This is a genomic window from Sedimentitalea nanhaiensis DSM 24252, from assembly GCF_000473225.1.
Lineage (GTDB): Bacteria > Pseudomonadota > Alphaproteobacteria > Rhodobacterales > Rhodobacteraceae > Sedimentitalea > Sedimentitalea nanhaiensis.
In genome coordinates this window covers 200,978-217,751 of record NZ_KI421510.1, presented here as the reverse complement: position 1 = coordinate 217,751, position 16,774 = coordinate 200,978, and the positions used below count along the sequence as shown (strand labels likewise).

Below are 16,774 nucleotides of genomic sequence, written 5' to 3'. Positions count from 1 at the left end.
CTCAATCCGCATTCAGTTCCGGGAGTGTGAACTCCATGAAGCGTTGTTCTTCGGCGATGGTGGCGGCATCGATCACGCCGCCGGTGCCATCTCCTACGGTCTGGATCGCTTCGAGCTGCCACATGGCGACGAGCGCGATGGCGAGCTCTGCCGTCACCCGCGTGTTGAGATCGACGCTCTCCTTGAGCTCATCCATGTCATCGATAAGCCCGACGAGCCGGTCGACACGTTCGAGCGATTGCCCGGCATCCTCGTAGCTGTTCTGGGCGGCGGCCGAGACCAGCGCGCCGGTCGTGGCCTGTGTCGCCACGCGCTCGGCCCCGGGATTGCCGCTGCGCGCCATTTCCGAGAGCGTGTCCTCGTCGAAGCCGAGATCGGCCAGCACCCGGTCCATCTGGGTTTCGATCTCGCTGGCACCGGATCCGGTGAGCCCGGAGAAATCCCCCGTCTTGATCGCCTCAATGGTGGCGATGATATCGCCGAACTCCTGGTCCAGGAGACCGTTCAATTCGTCCTCCATCTGTGTCCGGATGATCTCGGGCAGCTCTGCCAGACGGGTCAGCGCCTCATACGTTCGTTGTAGCTCGGCGAGCTGCTCCGTAAGCGTGGCAAGCTGTTCGCGGAGCTGCACGAGTTGCTCGTTTTGCAGGATCTCGTCCTCGATCATCTGCCGGAGCTGCTGGATGTTTTGGGCGATGTTCTGGGTGTCCACGACCGGCACGCCCTGGGCCAGGACGGGGGGATTGGTCACGAAAGGCGAGCAAAGCGCCAAGACGCTGGCCAGGGTCAACGTGCGAAGTGGTGCTGAAATGAACATTCTGCGGGGCATCAATCCAGATCCTCCAATGTGAACTCCATGAATTCGTTCTCGACCATGCGGGCCGCGGCCTGGGCCAGTTGCGCGGCACTGAGCGGCCGGGTCCGTGCGGCTTTCAGGCGAATGCGTGCGGCCATCAGCCGGACTAGTTCGGCGCGGGCATAGGTATTGAGCGCCATGCTCTCCTGGAGGTCCTCGGTGCCGCCGATCCGGGTGACGATGTCCTGGACGCGCAAGGCGGCTTGCCGGATGGCGGTGGGGGAATTGCTGCCGTAAAAGGCGGCCCCGAATCCGCTGAGCGAGAGATGGGCATTGGCGAGAAGCGCAGGGTCGATCGTGCCGAGCGCCTCGATGCCACCGATCCGCGCGAGGTAGAGATTGTAGCGTTCGGGGATGACCCTGACGTAGTGCCGGGTCTCCTTGAAGGGCGGTACGCCGCCATATTCGAACACCCGGCCCGGACCGGCGTTATAGGCCGCGAGCGCGTTGACGATGTTGCCGTCAAAGGTGGCGAGCTGCGCCGCGAGGTAGCGCGCGCCGCCTGTCACCTGCAGGTAGGGGCTTTCATAGTATTCCGGGTTGATACCGAGATCGCTCGCGGTGCCCGGCATGATCTGGGTGAGGCCGAAGGCGCCCACAGGCGAGCGTGCGCCGATGGAGAACCGGCTTTCCTGCCAGATGAGCGCCTGCAGGAGGGCGCGCCATTGCACGACGGAAAGACCGGCCCGCCCGACCCCGGGTTGCCCGTGGGTCTCCTGGGCGACCCGGATGATCAGCTGCTCGATGTTTTCGGCCGCATCCCCGAACATACCCGCGCCGCCCGGATTGGGATCGACATCGCCGGAGCCATAGACCGCCTCCGCGGACCGGTCCGGATCGCTGCCGCCACCCTCGAGGTCTGCGACCATGCCCGGCAGCCCCTGGCCACCGAAGCTCGTCTGCGCGTCGAGGATGGCGCGCAGCGTGGCGAGCTGTTCCCGTTCGATCTCGGTCAGCAACTCTTCGACGATGAGTTTCTCACGCTGGACGGCGAGGTCGGCGTCCCGGTCGCCCGTCTCGACGATATCGCGGGCCGTCAGCCCGGAATCGTTGGTGGGAACGCCCTGGGCGAGCGCGGCTGCCGACAGGAGAGCCGCCAGGAGAATATGTGCGACCCTAGACCTCAACGCCGTCTTCCGCGTTTCCGATGGGTGTGAAGATGCAATCCGGCTCGGCGCGGTAGAGCGAGGCGCGGAAGGCGAAACAGTTGGCCTTGGGTTCGCGATATTCGGCGCAGGAAGAGAGAACGCCGAGCGCGGCGAGGAGGATAAGGGGTCGGATCATGAGAGCCTCCAGAAATCAGGACGGTCGCGGTAGTCGGGGCCGACGAGGGCCTCGCCCTTTTCCATGCCGCCGAGGATGGTGAGGAGGGGGCCGAGGGCGGAGAGGTCGGCATCGACCACCACCGAGCCACCGTCGTCACGGATGAGCGCGAGGCGGCTGTCGCTGCCGGTGTTCAGGAGCACGTCGAGTTCTTTCTCGAAGAGGTTCAGCATCGCGTAATCCGAGGCGTGCGCCCGGATGTTGGGGAGCAGGATCTGGGTTGGCACCGCCTCGACGATGGTCTTGCCGGTCCGCGTGCGTTCGAGCTGGCTCGCATATTGCGTCATCATCACCGCGACCGTGTTCTGTTTCCGGGCGGTCACCAGCCAGTTCGAGAGCCGTTCGGCAAAGTATGGGTTGTCGAGCGCCTTCCATGCCTCGTCGATCACGATGATGGTGGGACGCCGGTCCTCGATCTCTCGCTCAATCCGGCGGAAAAGATAGGAGAGCACCGCCATGCGCTCCTTCTCGCTTTCGCTGTCGAGAATGCCGGTCAGGTCGAACCCCACGACGTCGCCATCAAGCGAGAAAGTGTCCTCCAGGCTTTGGCCGAAAATCCAGCCGTATCGCCCATCCTCGGTCCATTCGAGAAGCCGCTGGTGAAGATCGCCATTGTCGTCGGTCGAGACAAAGAGCGAGGCGAAGTCCTTCCAGTTCCGCAAGGCCGGGTTGGTGGCTGTGGCGTTCTGGCGGACCACCTCCTGGATGCGGTTCGTTTGCGCCGGGGTCAGGGGCTTGTCGGAGCGGTAGAGCAAGGAGGCGAGCCAATCCGAAAGCCAGGCCGTGCCGCGCTCATCGATCTCGGTCCAGAGCGGGTTGAGGCCGGTCGCCTGTCCCGCCTTGATCGAGGCGTAGCGCCCGCCATTGGCGCGGACGGCCATTTCCATCCCGAGCCGGTAGTCGAAAACGAAGATGCGCGCGCCGACCCGCCGGGCTTGCGTCATGAGGAAGGCCGAGAGGACGGACTTGCCGGAACCGGGGCGGCCTAGAATGAGGGTGTGGCCGCTGGTGGGCTCCGTCTCGGGGCTGCCCTGCTCGTGGTAGGAGAACCGGTAGGCGCTCTGCTCCGGAGTCGGGAAGAGTGTAATCTCCTGGCCCCAGGGAAGCTGGTGTTTTTCCTTGCCGAGTTGCGTCCGGTGAAGTGCTGCGAAGTCCGCAAAGTTGCGGTTGGTGACGGCACTGGCGCGGACCCGTTTTGGCTGGTTGCCCGGATGCTGGCTGAAGTAGTGAGATTTCGCGGCCATCCGCTCGCCGATCATCTTCACGCCTTCGGCGGCCGCGGCGTTGACGATCTCGGCCCCGAGGGTTTGCAACTCGTCGAGACTGTCACAAAAGACGGTCACGACCATGTGGTGTTCGCCGAAGCTCTGGCGTTTGGCTTCGAGATCATCGTGCGCGATGTCGAGCGCTTCGAGGAGCGAGAGCGCGGCATCCTGCGAGGCTTGCATCTGGCGTTTCTGCCGCTTGATCCGGCCCGCCATCAGGTTCGAATTGATCGGTGTGAAGGAATGGGTGACGATCATGTCGACCGGCAGGTTCAACATGTCGAACATGGTGCAAGTGGTGCCTTCGGCATATTCGCCGATGGTGAAGCTCTTGCCGTAGCGATGACCGACGACGCCATCGGATAGCTCGAAGTGATCCTCCAGAAACGTGACCCGGGTATTGGCAACATTGTAGGCGAGAAACCCGTAGCGGTTTGCCGGATAGAGCGGCAGTTCGCGGCCGGTGTTGAGCGCGCCGAGGAACCCGACCAACTCGCCAGAGTCTGCTGAAAGGATGCGGGGCTTGAGTTCCGCCAGGCCGGAGGTGAAAACCCCGACTGCCTCTTTGAGCCGCCGGACCCGTTTCGCGGTCTCCTCCTTGAACCGCTCCGGTGCGGAACGGTTCACGAAGCCAAGAAAACTCCTGGGCGGCGGGCGGTGGATGATGGTGAGTGTGAGGGTCTTGTCCCGGAGACCTGCCGAGGCCAGCTTTGCGCGCCAGGCATCATCCACGGCGTGAGCGAAGCCGTCCCCCTTGACCGGGAGCAGGTCCGGCGTGATCGACTTCGAGACCTTGTGCACGTAGTAGCTGAACTCGGGGCCCAGCTGCGCGATGATCCGGGCAAAGAGCGCCGTCACCTTGTCGAGATAGGCGTCGTCCGTGGTGTAGCTGTTCACCCCGCTCAGGCGGATGCATTGGAAGAGTTCGTTGACCCGGGTGCGGACTGTCTGATCATCGACGAGGCTGACATAGGGCAGCATGTGCGCGAGGCGTTTCTCGCGGGCATACCAGTCCGGCATGAGGGTGCGCTCGTCCACGGTCTCGTGCAGGGCTTCACTATGGCGCATAGCTGTCGCCCCCGTGGATGGAGCGGTTCCGTGTCGGCGGGGTTTCCTGAAGCGCGGTCATCATCACGTCGATGAAGCGTGGATCCCAATCCGCCGCCTTCCAGAGGACCGGATAGAGCACTGCCGCCACCGCCAGCACCACCATGTGCTGAACCCAGACGAAGAGTAGCACCGAGCCGAAGAGCCAGACCATGGCATACATGATCGGCAGGCCAAGGAGTTTTGGCGGGCGGACAAGGCCCAGGAAGAGGGGGGATCGCTCTGCCACGTTGTCGACCCCTTACGGCGTACCACCACCAAAGACGGCGGCAACGATCGTCGGCGCTGCTGCAACGCCGGCGATGCCGACCATCACCCAGAGGGCCTGGCGCAGGTCGATGATGTTGAAAAACCAGCTGAGGAACACGCCGAGGACCGCGAGGGTGGCGATGACGACGCCAAGCGGCCCGGTCAGCGCGTCCACGATGCCCTGAAGCAAGCTCTGAATCGGGGAGAGGTCGATGCTCTGGGCCAGGGCCGGTTCTGCCGAAACGATGAGGAGAGCGGCGAGGGTGATCAGGGATTTCGTCATTGGCTTCATGGGGACGCTCCTTCCAGCCGGTTGAAGACGGCCAGCACCCGCTGGACGTGGTTTTGGGTTTCTCGAAACGGTGGAATGCCGGAATGCTCGCGCACAGCGTCGGGCCCGGCATTGTAGGCGGCGAGCGCGAGGCGCGCATCGCCAAACTCGGCCAGCATTAAGGCGAGGTAACGCGCGGAGCCGTCGAGGTTCTGCCGCCAGTCATGAGCGTCGACGCCAAGTGCCCGGGCCGTATTGGGCATCAACTGCCCGAGCCCGACCGCCCCGACATGGGAGACGGCGTGTGGATTGTACGCGCTCTCGATCTCGATATTGGCGCGATAGAGGTGGAGCCAGTCCGTGACGGTGATATCGGCTGCACGGAGCCCAGGGTGGCTCGCATAGCGCAGTCCGGTCTCCTCGATCGCGGCGAGAATATCCGGGCGTGGCGTGAGCGCGCGAGGGGTCACCGCCGCGACGCGCACCCCTTCACGTCCCTCGGTGCGGCTCTCCTCGCCCAGGATGCGCAACCCGTCTGAGGTCGAGCCAACGCCGACCCCGTCATTGTAGTTGCGCGCGAACCGTTCCTGAGCGCGCGACGGCGAAAGAGAGCCATCCCCCGCCATCACCAGGACCATGTCTGCCGATGCCGGGAGGCCCAGGGAGGAAAAGAAAAGGGCGCTAAGCCCGGCTGGCAGCCATCTCTTCGCTGGAAAGCTTCTGAACCGTCCGCTTGCCCTCTTCCAGGGGCACGTCGGCGTGCGAGAAACCGATCCCTTGCAGGAAGGAGATGACCCCGGTGACGGTCTTGATCTCGCGGATCTTGATGTCGTTGCGCGAGGTTCGGGTCCGGGCCGTGACCAGAAGTTTCTCGATCCCGTCGTCGCTGACAGCGCGCATGATCCAGACCCCATGCCAGTTGGGGCCTTTCTTGAAGGCGTCTTCCTTGCAGACAACTTCGACGCGATAGCCGCTGGCGACCAGATCGCGGAATCTGGGTTCGGTGACCACATTCGGGGCTTCTTTTTCTAGGTCCATCACCCGGATCACGTTCTCCAACAGGGCGAATGACCGGGCTTCAGGTGTTGAAACCAAGTCATACGATGATATATTATTGACGCACAAGATAAACTTTTGATGCGACAAGCGGATTCTTGCTCAATTAACGAATAGACGGTTCCCATGCATTTGATCAAGGAAATAGGGGGCTTGGACGCCCTCAGGTTGTGCACATCGACCGTGGCACAAGCTATACTTCTGGTCACGTGCCTGGTGGGTGAAGCCTCCGCCGCGTCCTGTTTGCCGCCGCCCAGGCCGTTCGTGCCAAGCGATTCCGAAGCCGCGCAAGCCTATGCCGATCTCATCCGCAGCGACTTTGAGCTCTACATCCGGGACATCCAAAGCTACTTTCGGTGCTTGGAGGAGGAGCGTGCCCGGGCGTTCGAAGAGGCGCGCGAGGTGAGCCAGGACTACGGACGCTTCCTGGAATTGATGGACGAGTGAATTGGCCGCGACCTTTTCGAAGGGCCGCCGTCTTGTGACATTCCGCCGTATCGGCGGCGTGCAATTCGGAGTCTCTATCATCATGTAAACGCTCATTATCCACTTTTTAGATAATCTATAAAGTAGATTAGCCCTGTCACAAGAGGTTTGTGACACGTGGCGAAAACGATCAGGAGTTCGGGACATGAAGCACTTCGCGACGCTTTGATTGCGGCGCGGAAGGTGGCTGGTTTAACGCAGGCGGAGCTCGCTTTGCGTCTGAGATGTCACCAGTCTTTTGTCGCCCGTCTGGAGAGCGGCGAGCGTAGGGTCGACGTGGTTGAGTTGATCGTACTCGCGCGTGCTCTGCAGATCGATCCGGTTACGCTATTGGCGGCAGCCGAGGCGGCGACGGATCTCAATCACCGGATTTAGGACGAGGCGATGGGATCGTCGCCTCTTATGGAGTGATGAGCTCAAGCCCCGGTGGGACCGAGGGGCAATGATAACAACGAATTGTTACGGGGCGCTGCGACGCACGGCCTCTGGTACAGGTTTGGTGCAGGGAAAACGTCTTAGTAGTTCACCTGCTCGAACCCGTAATTGCCCTCGTAGTCTCGCCAGTCGACGAAGACCGAGCGGTGATAGATTGAGGGACAATGATCGCCCCAACGTTCCAAGCCGACATGGGCCTCGGGCAACGCCGCGACGGAAGAACGAGACCACGAAAAATCGCCCTGGGTTCCATAGGTTCCGAGACGGATGTGTTCGTACCGGCTGCAATCACTGTCACGGGACTCGACTTGCTGCGCGTAGCGCACATCATAGACACGGATAGAGCGGACGAAATTGAATTCCGGCCCACTGATGTCGATATCGGCGCGGTTCTGGATCAAATGTAATGCGAACCCGTCAGGTTGGGGTAGGGGGTCGACACCTTTCGACCGCAGGACGGCTGGCAAGAGGGCGCCAGCGTTCTCGGGATCAGATTCTGCGAGGCTCTGGGGCAGGTGAGAAGCGTTGGAGAAGAGGATGTCAAAGACACGCGGAGTGCGACCGGGATCGTCTACAGGTTCGAAGGAGGCCCCCATGGGGCAACGCCAGATCTGCAGCGGGGGCTCGACAGGCCAGGGCGTGATCCGACGGATGAACTCTGCACGCGCCCGCGAGCAAGGTTCTGACGCCGGCCAGCCGCCGGAGAGGCAGAGCAGAATGGCGCAATCGATCGGGTAGGTCTGTGCCGAAGCCTTGGTCGAGGCGCCGAAGAGGGAAGCCGTGCTCACAATCGTTGCAAAAGTAAAATGTCGAAGGAAACTGCGCATGACGAGGTTCTCAGTCGGCTGATATGCGTATGTTATGAGCTTCAATAGTATATTATTGTAAGAATGTCAATCTAACGCAGTTTGTTTATCGCGGTTTCAGGTTTAGGGCGGGTCCGGTGAGATCGATCGCCCACGTGACAACTTTTCAAGGAGATCTGTGACTGCATCGTTGGCTACTGCCTTCGCAGCAGCGAGCATGTCCTTGCTCAGAAGTGGATCTATTTGGTCGGCAGCGCGCTCGGTGCCGAGCCAGAGTATGGACAGCTCGGATGTGTTCCATTGATAGACCCAGCCAACAGTTCGGCCCTCGGGACTACGGATGAGTCGAGCGACCGGAGCCGCTTCTTCCTTGTCAACACTCACTGGTTCTTGATCGCCTTTACTATGTACAATCTGTCTGTCAGGTGGGCCGCCGCGTTTGTTTGGTCGTTCAGGGCAAACTCAATCCCATTCCGGTGAAAAGAGGCGGCACCGGCGGAGCCGATGCCGCCAAGGTTTCGCCCACAGGGAGGTGGTAGAGGGCGAAATTCAATGATATCAATGTGAGCGATACTTGAACCGCGACTCCTATTGCCTGCGAGGGTAGGGGCGGCGACCGATCTCCTCCATCATTTTCTCGCGGAAGACCTCAGCCGGGGTCTTCCAGCCGAGACATTTCCGGGGCGTATTGTTGAGCTGGTCGCAGAGCCTCTTCAGCTCGTGGTCCGTCATGTTGGTGATGTCGCGCTTGCGGGGCAGCCATCTCCGGACCCGCCGGTTGGTGTTTTCGACCGTGCCCTTTTGCCAGGGTGAGGAGGGGTCACAGAACCACGTCTGCGTCCCGATCTCGGCCTGTAGATGCGGCCAGCTGACGAACTCGGTGCCGCGATCGAAGGTGATGGACTTCCGGGCCAGAAGGGGCAGGTCATGCACCGCCTTCATGATCTTGCCCATTACCGGCTTGGTGCGCTTGTTGGGGTTCTTAAGAAGGACGGTGAACCGGCTGACCCGTTCGACGAGGGACGTGATGTTGGTCCGACCAAGGTTCTGTTTGAACAGCATAAGGTCAGCCTCCCAATGCCCGAACTGGCGCCGATGCGCCACGTCGTCCGGGCGGAACAGGATACTGACATCGCGGTCGAACTTGGGCGCCTGGCGCTTTCTCGCACGGCGAGGCCTGCGGGCCTTACGATGTTCTGGCAGGTACCACCACAGCTCCTGAGCCATGCCTTCCTTCGAGTAAATGTAGCGATAGATCGTTTCTTGGCAGACACGCGTGCTGGCACGTTCGAAAATCATCCGGTTGCCGATCTGCTCGGGCGTCCATCCCAGCTTGATCCGATCCACGACAGCCTTGCAGAGATCCGGATGCCGGATCAGCTTTCTCTGCACGGACCGGCGCTTCTGCGTCCGCAACTGGGCCGCATGGCCAAAGTACCCGGCGTACTTCTTTGGAAAGGCATCGTCGGCCCAGAAGTTGCGTTTGATTTCTCGGTGAATGGTCGACTTGTGGCGCTTCAGGACGCGCGCCATCTCCCGGACAGGGACCTTTGCGTGCCACCAATCCTCGATATTCCGGCGTTCCTTCAGGCTCAGTTGTGTGTAGACGGCTCCCATGGCACAATCTCCAGATTAGATAACTCATTGGTTTCTAATAGGAGTCGCACTTCAGGGTAGCGCGCACCAATGCGCCGAAAGCATTCGCATAACGCGTCTTATGTTAATTTACAGACTCCGCCATCTTGTACCGCCCGCGACTCAGACAACAGCTTCTCCAGATGCGCCGCAACGTTTCATCCTGCGGCCATTGCGATATGTGGGTCGGTTTTCTGGTAGACGGAAGCGGCGATATTCTGGACCGAATCCGGGGTGTTTGAGAGGTGGGCGAGGATCTCCGCCTCGCGACGCATGCGGTTGGAAAGCAACCGTTTGACGTAAGGTTGCGGATCCCGGAGTATAGGTCCGTGCCCCGGAAAGTAGATCCTATCGTCGCGCTCAATCAGCCGCTGTAGCTGCGCGCAGTAGTCGTGCATGTTTCCGTCAGGGGGGCTGACGATCGAACTGTTCCAACTCATAACGTGGTCGCCCGTGAAGAGCACTCCGTCAGGTCTCGCGAAACAAAGGTGGTCGCTCGCGTGACCAGGTGTGTGCAGGACGGTAAGACCGGCAATGACCTGTCCGTCCTCCAGAAACCGGTCAGGTCGAAATGCATCGTCAGGGAATGCCCGTGAGGCATAAACAGGTGCGTCTGTCCGTGCTCGCAGGGCTGGGACGACTCCAAAATGATCAGAATGGTGGTGTGTGAGCAGAATCCCAGATGGTTTGGCCCCCAAATTTTCGATGATTGCCCCGAAATGTGTACTGTCTTCTGCTGGGCCGGGGTCGATTATGAACCGACCATCAGGCGTATCAATGATGTAGCTATTTGTCCCGTGGTAGGTCATCTTTCCGGGATTGTTCGCGACGATCCTCAGAATTCCAGGGGCCAATTCGACTCCCTTCGCGCGGCAAGGCTCCGGCTCTGAGAAAAACATGCTGCTTCTTTTCATTGTGTGCGACCAGGTATTGATTGCGAACAATTTGGTTCGCACAGTTTTGCGCATTGCTCTCGCATGGCGCCGGAAACCTCAGGCTGGCGTCCGGTGCCTGCCAAATCTGGCATCGGACCATTTCAACTTATATTGGACTAAGACCGTATCAGACTGAAACAGTCTGATACGGTCTTGGGCTGGCAGTCACACAGCGCGGCGATTATGGTAAGCTGTATACAGAACTACAGCAATTGTCGCCTTCGTCAGATCCCCGAGAAGGAACGGATAAAGACCGGCGTTCAGCAACTTTTCGCCATAGCCGACAAAGCCACCCAACCAGAGCAGCCCTGCGCAATACATGACTATCGAACCCAAAAAGACCGCGACAGATGCTCTGAATGAAGGCCAAAGTCCTTGCAGTGCTTGAACAATCCATCCGGCAGCGGCCGCTGCAAGTGCGAAGCCTACCAGGTATCCGCCTGTGGGACCCGCAATATACGCCAGTCCGGCCGGCGCCGGAGGCGTGCCTGCGAAGACCGGCAGGCCAAGCAGACCTTCAAAAAGGTATGCCACAACAACAAGACTACTGCGCACCGGCCCCAGGAAAAGGCCCAGACCCAAGACAACCAGGGTTTGTGTAGACATGGGAACCGGGTAGAACGGCACCACGATTTTGGCGGATAGTGCCAAAAGAATTGTGCCGACGAGTATTATCGAGATTTCTCGGGTCAGTCTTGCGACTGATTGGCTTTGAGTGGTTTCCAGATTCATCTTTTTCGTCCTTGTTTCTGAAGATTGTTATTTTTTTTGGATAGTAAGCTCACATGCGCTTGGCGACTTCTTCCAACATGACTTCGCTCGCCCCGCCGCCGATGGCCTGCACACGGGCATCGCGTGACATGCGTTCCACCGGTGTTTCGCGCATATAACCCATGCCGCCGTGAAACTGGACGCAGTCATAAAGTACGCTGTTCACCAGTTCGCCGCAATAGGCTTTGACCATCGAGACCTCTTTCACGCAGTCACCGCCCGCGGCATCCAGACTGGCGGCGTGATAGACCAGCTGACGTCCTGCCGCGATCCGCGTCTGGCAGTCGGCCAGCCGTTGGCGCACGGCCTGCTTGTCCCACAGAACGCCGCCAAAGGCTTTGCGCTGCTTGACATAATCCACGGTCATGTCGAGCGCGGTTTGCGCTTCGGCACATGCCATCGCACCCAGCACAATGCGTTCGTTCTGGAAGTTCTTCATTACCGAATAGAAGCCGCGGTTGACCTCGCCCAGAACGTTTTCGGCCGGGATGCGGACATCTTCGAAGATCAGTTCGGCAGTGTCCGAGCACAGCCAGCCGGTCTTGTTCAACGCCCGTCCGACCGAAAAGCCCGGCGTGCCTTTTTCGACCGCAAATATGGTGATCCCGCGCGACCCCTTGGCATCGGGATCGGTCTTGGCACCGACAAAGTAGAGATCGCCATGCACGCCGTTGGTGATGAACATCTTGGTGCCGTTCAGCACCCAATCCGACCCGTCCCGCACCGCGCGGGTGCGCATGCCGGCCACGTCCGAGCCCGCGCCCGGCTCGGTCACGGCGACGGCGGTGATCATTTCGCCAGAGGTGATCGACGGCATCCACCGCGCCTTCTGTTCGGGCGTGCCGGCGTTTTCCAGATGCGGCGACGCCATGTCGGTGTGGACCAGAACCGTGGCCGAGAATCCGCCGAAGGTGGATCGCCCGACCTCTTCGGCCAAAACCACGCTGGACATCACGTCCAGCCCCGCGCCGCCATACTGTTCGTCATAGCGCATCCCCAGAACGCCGAGATCACCCATCCGGCGCAGCACGTCGCGGGGCACCATGCCCTCCTCTTCCCAGGCCTCGGCCTTGGCGGTCACCTCGGTTTCGATGAACCGGCGCAGCTGGTCGCGGATCATCTCGAGGTCTTCGTTGAACGGGCCGGAGGCCGCGGTGATGTTGTCTTGTCTGGTCATGTGTTTTCCTCTGGATCGAGTTTGATAAGTGGGGCGTGCCCGGCAACCGTGTCGGCCGGTGCACAATAGATTTCCGTCACCACGCCCGCGACCGGCGCGGGCAGGCTTTGCAACAGCTTCATGGCCTCAAGCACCACCAGCGTGTCACCGGCTTTGACGCGGTCGCCGAGTGCGACGCGCACCTCGGCAACGGCGCCGGGCATGGGTGCGGACAACAGGTCAGCGCCGCCAGATCCACCGGTGGCACGTTGCAGATGCTGGTCTTCCAGCGTGCGCAGGTCTGTCGCGGTCATTCCGGCAGGGGTTTGCAGGTGCACTCGCCAGTGACCCGGCGCGCGCACGACGTAAGTGATGCGCGAAAACGGAACCCCGTCGATGCGTCCGCTCAGACGGCATTCGGTTAAAGCGGCACTCTCGACCGTGATGGTCTGGCCGTCCGGCTGTACGGCTGTCAACACAGACCCGGAGCCGTTTACGCGGATCGGGTCGTCTTTGGTCGTCTCCCAATAGGATGCTGCACCGGGCCACCCCGCAGGTGCCGTGAGCCGCCATGACCCCAGGCTTTCCCAGGGCGACGCGCCCGCCGGGGCGAGATGCAGATACAGCGCCATCGCGGCAAGGGCCATGTCCCGGGGATCAGCGGACGGTTCACTCCAGCCGCCTGGGAACATCTCGGGCAGGCCCGAGGTATGGTGCCGGAACGCCGCAAAATCCGGGTGTGTCAGCAACGCGCGCTGATAGGCCAGGTTCAGACCGACGCCACCGACTGCAAAGGCATCCATTGCGACAACCGCCTGACGGATCGCACCGGCCCGGTCCGGCGCGTGGACGATCAGCTTGGCAATCATCGAATCGTAATGGTGGCTGACGACCGAGCCTGCCTCGACCCCGGTATCGAGCCGCACGCCGGCGGGCGGAGCCCAAAGGCTGATCTCGCCCGTTTCGGGGCGGAAATTCTCGGCCGGGTTTTCGGCGGCGATGCGGATTTCAATGGCGTGCCCGTCAAACTGCACATCGCCTTGCGTCAGCGCCAGCGGCTCGCCCCGCGCGATGCGCAACTGCCATTCGACCAGATCGATGCCGGTGATCGCCTCGGTCACGGGGTGTTCCACCTGCAACCGGGTATTCATTTCCAGAAAGTAGTATTCACCGCGCCCGGGGTCATAGAGGTATTCCACCGTCCCGGCGGAGCGATAGCCGATCGCCTGCGCCAACCGCACCGCTGCCGCACGCATGCGGTCGCGCACAGCCTCGGGAAGATCGGCGGCGGGGGCTTCTTCGATCAGCTTTTGGTGGTTGCGTTGCAGCGAACAATCGCGGTCGCCCAGATGCAGCACGGTGCCGTGAGTGTCGCCCAGAACCTGCACTTCGACGTGGCGGGCACGGGGTGCATAGCGTTCGAGGAACACCGCCGGATCGTCGAAGGCGCTCTGCGCTTCGGCCCGGGCAGATGCAATCGCGTCGGGTGCGTCGCCCAGATCGGAGACCAGCCGCATCCCGCGTCCGCCGCCGCCGGCGCTGGCCTTGACCAGAAAGGGGGTGCCAAGCGCCTCGGCCTCTTGCAGCAGGCGCGCGTCGGACTGATCCTCGCCGCGATAGCCGGGCAGGACGGGCACGCCTGCGGCTTCGGCGGCAGCCTTGGCCTCGATCTTGGAGCCCATCCGCGCGATAGCGTCGGGTTCCGGCCCGATGAACACAAGGCCCGCCGCCTCGACCGCCGCCGCGAAACCGGCATTCTCAGACAGAAAACCATAGCCCGGGTGTACCGCATCCGCGCCCGTCGCCCGCGCGGCCTCAAGGATGGCCGCGACGTTCAAATAGCTGTCCGACGGGGCGGCCCCGCCGATGCAGACGGCATGATCGGCCTCGGCCACGAAGGGCGCGTCGCGGTCCGCGTCCGAAAACACCGCTACGCTTTCCAGCCCCAGTTTGCGGCACCCGCGCTGGATGCGCCGGGCAATCTCGCCCCGGTTGGCGATCAGAACGCGGGTGAAGCTCATTTCACCCGCCATGACGGAACGCCCTTGTTGATGAAACTGTTGATGCCTTCGATACCTTCCTCCGTCTCCCACGCATCGGCCAGCCGGTCGGCGGTGTAGATCATGTTGGTCTCCAGATCGTGGGACGCGACATAGGCGATCAGCGCCTTGGTATCGGCCACCGCACCCGGCGCGGCCTGAAGGTGATCATGCACCACCCGGTTCACCGTGGCGTCCAGGTCGCCCGGCGCGACAACCTCGGTCAACAGACCGATCCGCTCGGCGCGGGCGGTGTCGAACAACGCCCCCGACAGCATGGTCTCACGCGAATGCACCTTGCCGATGCGGGCCACCACGTAAGGCGATATATTCGCGGGCAGAAGGCCCAGTTTGACCTCGGTCAGACCGAAGCGCGCGCCTTCGGCGCCGATGGTGTAGTCGCAGACGGAGATCATGCCGACACCGCCACCGTAAGCCGGGCCGTTGATCCTCCCGATCAAGGGTTTGGGCAGCGTGTCAAGACGGCGCAACAGCCGCGCCAGCGTGGCGCTTTGTGCGACCCTTTCACTACGGGTTTTCTCGACATTAGAGGCGAACCAGTTGAAATCGCCGCCCGCGCAGAAGCTCTTGCCCGCGCCGGTCAGGACCACAATACGCACATCGTCATCTGCAGCCAGCTTTTCGGCGGCATCGTATAGCTCTGCGATCAATTCGCCATTCAGCGCATTGTGTTTGTCGGGGCGGTTGAGCGTCAGCGTGGCGACGCCGCGCGCATCGGTTTCGACAAGGATCGTGTTGTAGGTATTGGTCAACTTGAAGCCTCACATTCTGAATACAGGCGTATGGCGACCGGCTTCGGGCACCGATGTCACGATGGCCAGGCACAGGCCAAGGATATCGCGGGTTTGCGCGGGTTCGATCAGCCCGTCATCCCAAAGCCGCGAGGTGGCATAATAGGGATCGGACTGTTCACCGTACTGGGCCCGAACCTGCTCCTCGATCAGCTTCATGTCGGCCTCCATCTTGCCCGGGTCGCCCCCTTTCTGGCGGCGCAGTTCCAGCATCACATTTGTGGCGATGTCGGCAGACATGGTGGCCAGTTCCGCAGTGGGCCAGGCAAAGAGAAAATTCGGGGCGAAGCCACGTCCGCACATGCCGTAGTTGCCCGCCCCGTAAGAGCCACCCAGCAGCACCGACAGGCGCGGCACCTTGGCCACCGACATGGCATAGACCAGCTTGGCGCTGTCCTTGGCTATGCCGCCGCGTTCAGCGTCGGTGCCAACCATGAAGCCCGAGATGTTGTGCAGGAACAAAAGCGGGATGTTGCGTTGATCGCACATCGACACGAATTGCGCGCCCTTCAGCGAACTTGCGGACAAAAGCGCACCGTTGTTGGCCAGAATGCCAACCCGGTATCCATGGATGCACGCTGTGCCACAGACCAGCGTCTCACCCCATCCGGGCTTGAATTCGCGGAATTCGCCGGCGTCGATCATGCGCAGCAGAACCTCGCGCATGTCATAGGGCTGTTTGCGATCGGCGCTGATGACGCCAAGCAGTTCCTGGGGATCATGCGCGGGCGGCTGTGGTACCTTGTCGGGCTGCATCGCGCGCGACTGGCCCAGCTCGGCCACGATGTCGCGCATGAGTGCCAATGCGTGGTACTCGTCCTCGGCCAGATGGTCGGACACCCCCGAAACACGCGAATGCATCTCGGCCCCGCCCAGCGTTTCGCCATCGACCTCTTCGTTGATCGCCACCTTGACGATCGACGGCCCGCCCAGATGGATGCGCGCGTTGCCGCGCACCATGATGACCTCGTCCGACAGGGCCGGGATATAGGCCCCACCGGCCGTGCAGCCTCCAAAGACCGCCGAGATCTGCGGCAGACCGCTCGCCGACATGTTGGTCTGGCGATAAAAGGAATTGCCGAAATGCCGGGCATCGGGGAAGACCCTGTCCTGCTCTGGCAGATAGGCACCGCCGCAATCCACCAGATAGAGGCAGGGCAGCCGGTTCTCGGCTGCGATTTCCTGGGCGCGGATGTGTTTCTGCACGGTTTCGTGATAGAAGGAACCACCCTTCACTGTCGCATCGTTGGCGATCACAACGCAGGGCAGCCCGTGGACGATCCCGATACCGGTCACGATCCCCGCACCGGGCACCTCGCCTCCATATTGACCGTAGGCGGCAAGCGACGACAACTCAAGAAATGCAGTGCCCGGATCCACCAGCAGGTCGATCCGTTCGCGGACCAGCAGCTTGCCGCGCTTGCGATGCCGCGCGACCATGTCGGGGCGGCCGCCAGCCGTTGCTTCGGCGATCCGCGCACGCAGCGTTTCGACGCGCTCGCTTTGTGCGGCGTGGTTGCGGGTGTAGGTCTCTGATGCGGTCAGCACCGCTGTTTCAAGACGTGCCATGTA

Annotated in this window: 18 protein-coding genes; 2 read left to right on the top strand and 16 right to left on the bottom strand. The window is 61.7% G+C overall.

All coding sequences use genetic code 11. The annotated features are described in order from the left end of the window. Position 1: 1 nt before the first annotated feature. From NANH_RS0124770 to NANH_RS0124735, 8 genes are read right to left on the bottom strand one after another with little or no spacing between them, the layout of a single operon-like run. Positions 2-829 (bottom strand): type IV secretion system protein, encoded by an 828-nt coding sequence (locus tag NANH_RS0124770; RefSeq protein ID WP_223228094.1) that lies wholly within the window; start codon positions 827-829, stop codon positions 2-4. Further along, complete coding sequence (locus tag NANH_RS0124765) at positions 829-1,962, bottom strand: lytic transglycosylase domain-containing protein (protein ID WP_394444260.1); 1,134 nt, start codon at positions 1,960-1,962, stop codon at positions 829-831. The genes NANH_RS0124770 and NANH_RS0124765 overlap by 1 nt, the downstream gene beginning before the upstream one ends. 10 nt (positions 1,963-1,972) lie before the next feature. Beyond that, positions 1,973-2,140, bottom strand: coding sequence for a hypothetical protein (locus NANH_RS29010; protein ID WP_169730257.1), 168 nt, complete (start codon positions 2,138-2,140; stop codon positions 1,973-1,975). After that, entirely contained in the window at positions 2,137-4,512 is a 2,376-nt protein-coding gene (locus NANH_RS0124755; RefSeq protein WP_027264443.1) for a VirB4 family type IV secretion/conjugal transfer ATPase, read from the bottom strand. Before NANH_RS0124755 ends, NANH_RS29010 begins: the two co-directional genes overlap by 4 nt. After that, a complete protein-coding gene (locus tag NANH_RS0124750; protein ID WP_027264442.1) occupies positions 4,502-4,780 on the bottom strand; it encodes a type IV secretion system protein VirB3 in 279 nt (92 codons plus the stop codon). Before NANH_RS0124750 ends, NANH_RS0124755 begins: the two co-directional genes overlap by 11 nt. Before the next feature lie 12 nt (positions 4,781-4,792). After that, positions 4,793-5,092: a TrbC/VirB2 family protein gene (locus NANH_RS0124745; protein WP_027264441.1), complete on the bottom strand. Its 300-nt coding sequence runs from the start codon at positions 5,090-5,092 to the stop codon at positions 4,793-4,795. Then, the gene (locus tag NANH_RS0124740) at positions 5,089-5,709 is read right to left on the bottom strand and encodes a lytic transglycosylase domain-containing protein (protein WP_027264440.1); all 621 of its coding nucleotides are present in this window, start codon (positions 5,707-5,709) and stop codon (positions 5,089-5,091) included. The genes NANH_RS0124745 and NANH_RS0124740 overlap by 4 nt, the downstream gene beginning before the upstream one ends. Before the next feature lie 43 nt (positions 5,710-5,752). Beyond that, complete coding sequence (locus NANH_RS0124735) at positions 5,753-6,109, bottom strand: hypothetical protein (protein ID WP_027264439.1); 357 nt, start codon at positions 6,107-6,109, stop codon at positions 5,753-5,755. 144 nt (positions 6,110-6,253) lie between these two features. Between NANH_RS0124735 and NANH_RS0124730 the strand changes: the two genes are divergently transcribed. Both NANH_RS0124730 and NANH_RS0124725 read left to right on the top strand, forming a co-directional pair. After that, positions 6,254-6,574, top strand: a complete 321-nt coding sequence (locus NANH_RS0124730; RefSeq protein WP_223228095.1) for a hypothetical protein — start codon at positions 6,254-6,256, stop codon at positions 6,572-6,574. Between the two features lie 156 nt (positions 6,575-6,730). Next, positions 6,731-6,988, top strand: coding sequence for a helix-turn-helix domain-containing protein (locus NANH_RS0124725; RefSeq protein WP_027264437.1), 258 nt, complete (start codon positions 6,731-6,733; stop codon positions 6,986-6,988). A 140-nt stretch (positions 6,989-7,128) separates the two neighbouring features. Here NANH_RS0124725 and NANH_RS27255 read toward each other — a convergent pair whose 3' ends face one another. The 8 genes from NANH_RS27255 to NANH_RS0124685 all read right to left on the bottom strand — a co-directional run bounded on the left by NANH_RS27255 (position 7,129) and on the right by NANH_RS0124685 (position 16,771). Next, the gene (locus NANH_RS27255; protein ID WP_027264436.1) at positions 7,129-7,875 is read right to left on the bottom strand and encodes a hypothetical protein; all 747 of its coding nucleotides are present in this window, start codon (positions 7,873-7,875) and stop codon (positions 7,129-7,131) included. Between the two features lie 567 nt (positions 7,876-8,442). Continuing rightward, on the bottom strand, positions 8,443-9,471 hold the full coding sequence (locus NANH_RS0124715; RefSeq protein WP_027264435.1) for an IS30 family transposase: 1,029 nt from the start codon (positions 9,469-9,471) through the stop codon (positions 8,443-8,445). Positions 9,472-9,647: 176 nt separating this feature from the next. Continuing rightward, positions 9,648-10,457 carry an MBL fold metallo-hydrolase gene (locus tag NANH_RS27250; RefSeq protein ID WP_245601553.1) on the bottom strand — a complete coding sequence of 270 codons (810 nt, stop codon included), beginning with the start codon at positions 10,455-10,457 and terminating at the stop codon, positions 9,648-9,650. A 132-nt stretch (positions 10,458-10,589) separates the two neighbouring features. Beyond that, positions 10,590-11,156, bottom strand: a complete 567-nt coding sequence (locus NANH_RS0124705; protein ID WP_027264434.1) for a biotin transporter BioY — start codon at positions 11,154-11,156, stop codon at positions 10,590-10,592. A gap of 49 nt (positions 11,157-11,205) precedes the next feature. Further along, positions 11,206-12,372: an acyl-CoA dehydrogenase family protein gene (locus NANH_RS0124700; RefSeq protein WP_027264433.1), complete on the bottom strand. Its 1,167-nt coding sequence runs from the start codon at positions 12,370-12,372 to the stop codon at positions 11,206-11,208. Then, positions 12,369-14,372, bottom strand: a complete 2,004-nt coding sequence (locus tag NANH_RS0124695) for an acetyl/propionyl/methylcrotonyl-CoA carboxylase subunit alpha (RefSeq protein ID WP_223228096.1) — start codon at positions 14,370-14,372, stop codon at positions 12,369-12,371. Before NANH_RS0124695 ends, NANH_RS0124700 begins: the two co-directional genes overlap by 4 nt. After that, the gene (locus tag NANH_RS0124690) at positions 14,369-15,163 is read right to left on the bottom strand and encodes a crotonase/enoyl-CoA hydratase family protein (RefSeq protein WP_009803479.1); all 795 of its coding nucleotides are present in this window, start codon (positions 15,161-15,163) and stop codon (positions 14,369-14,371) included. The genes NANH_RS0124695 and NANH_RS0124690 overlap by 4 nt, the downstream gene beginning before the upstream one ends. 9 nt (positions 15,164-15,172) lie before the next feature. Then, positions 15,173-16,771 carry an acyl-CoA carboxylase subunit beta gene (locus tag NANH_RS0124685; RefSeq protein ID WP_027264431.1) on the bottom strand — a complete coding sequence of 533 codons (1,599 nt, stop codon included), beginning with the start codon at positions 16,769-16,771 and terminating at the stop codon, positions 15,173-15,175. Positions 16,772-16,774 lie beyond the last annotated feature (3 nt).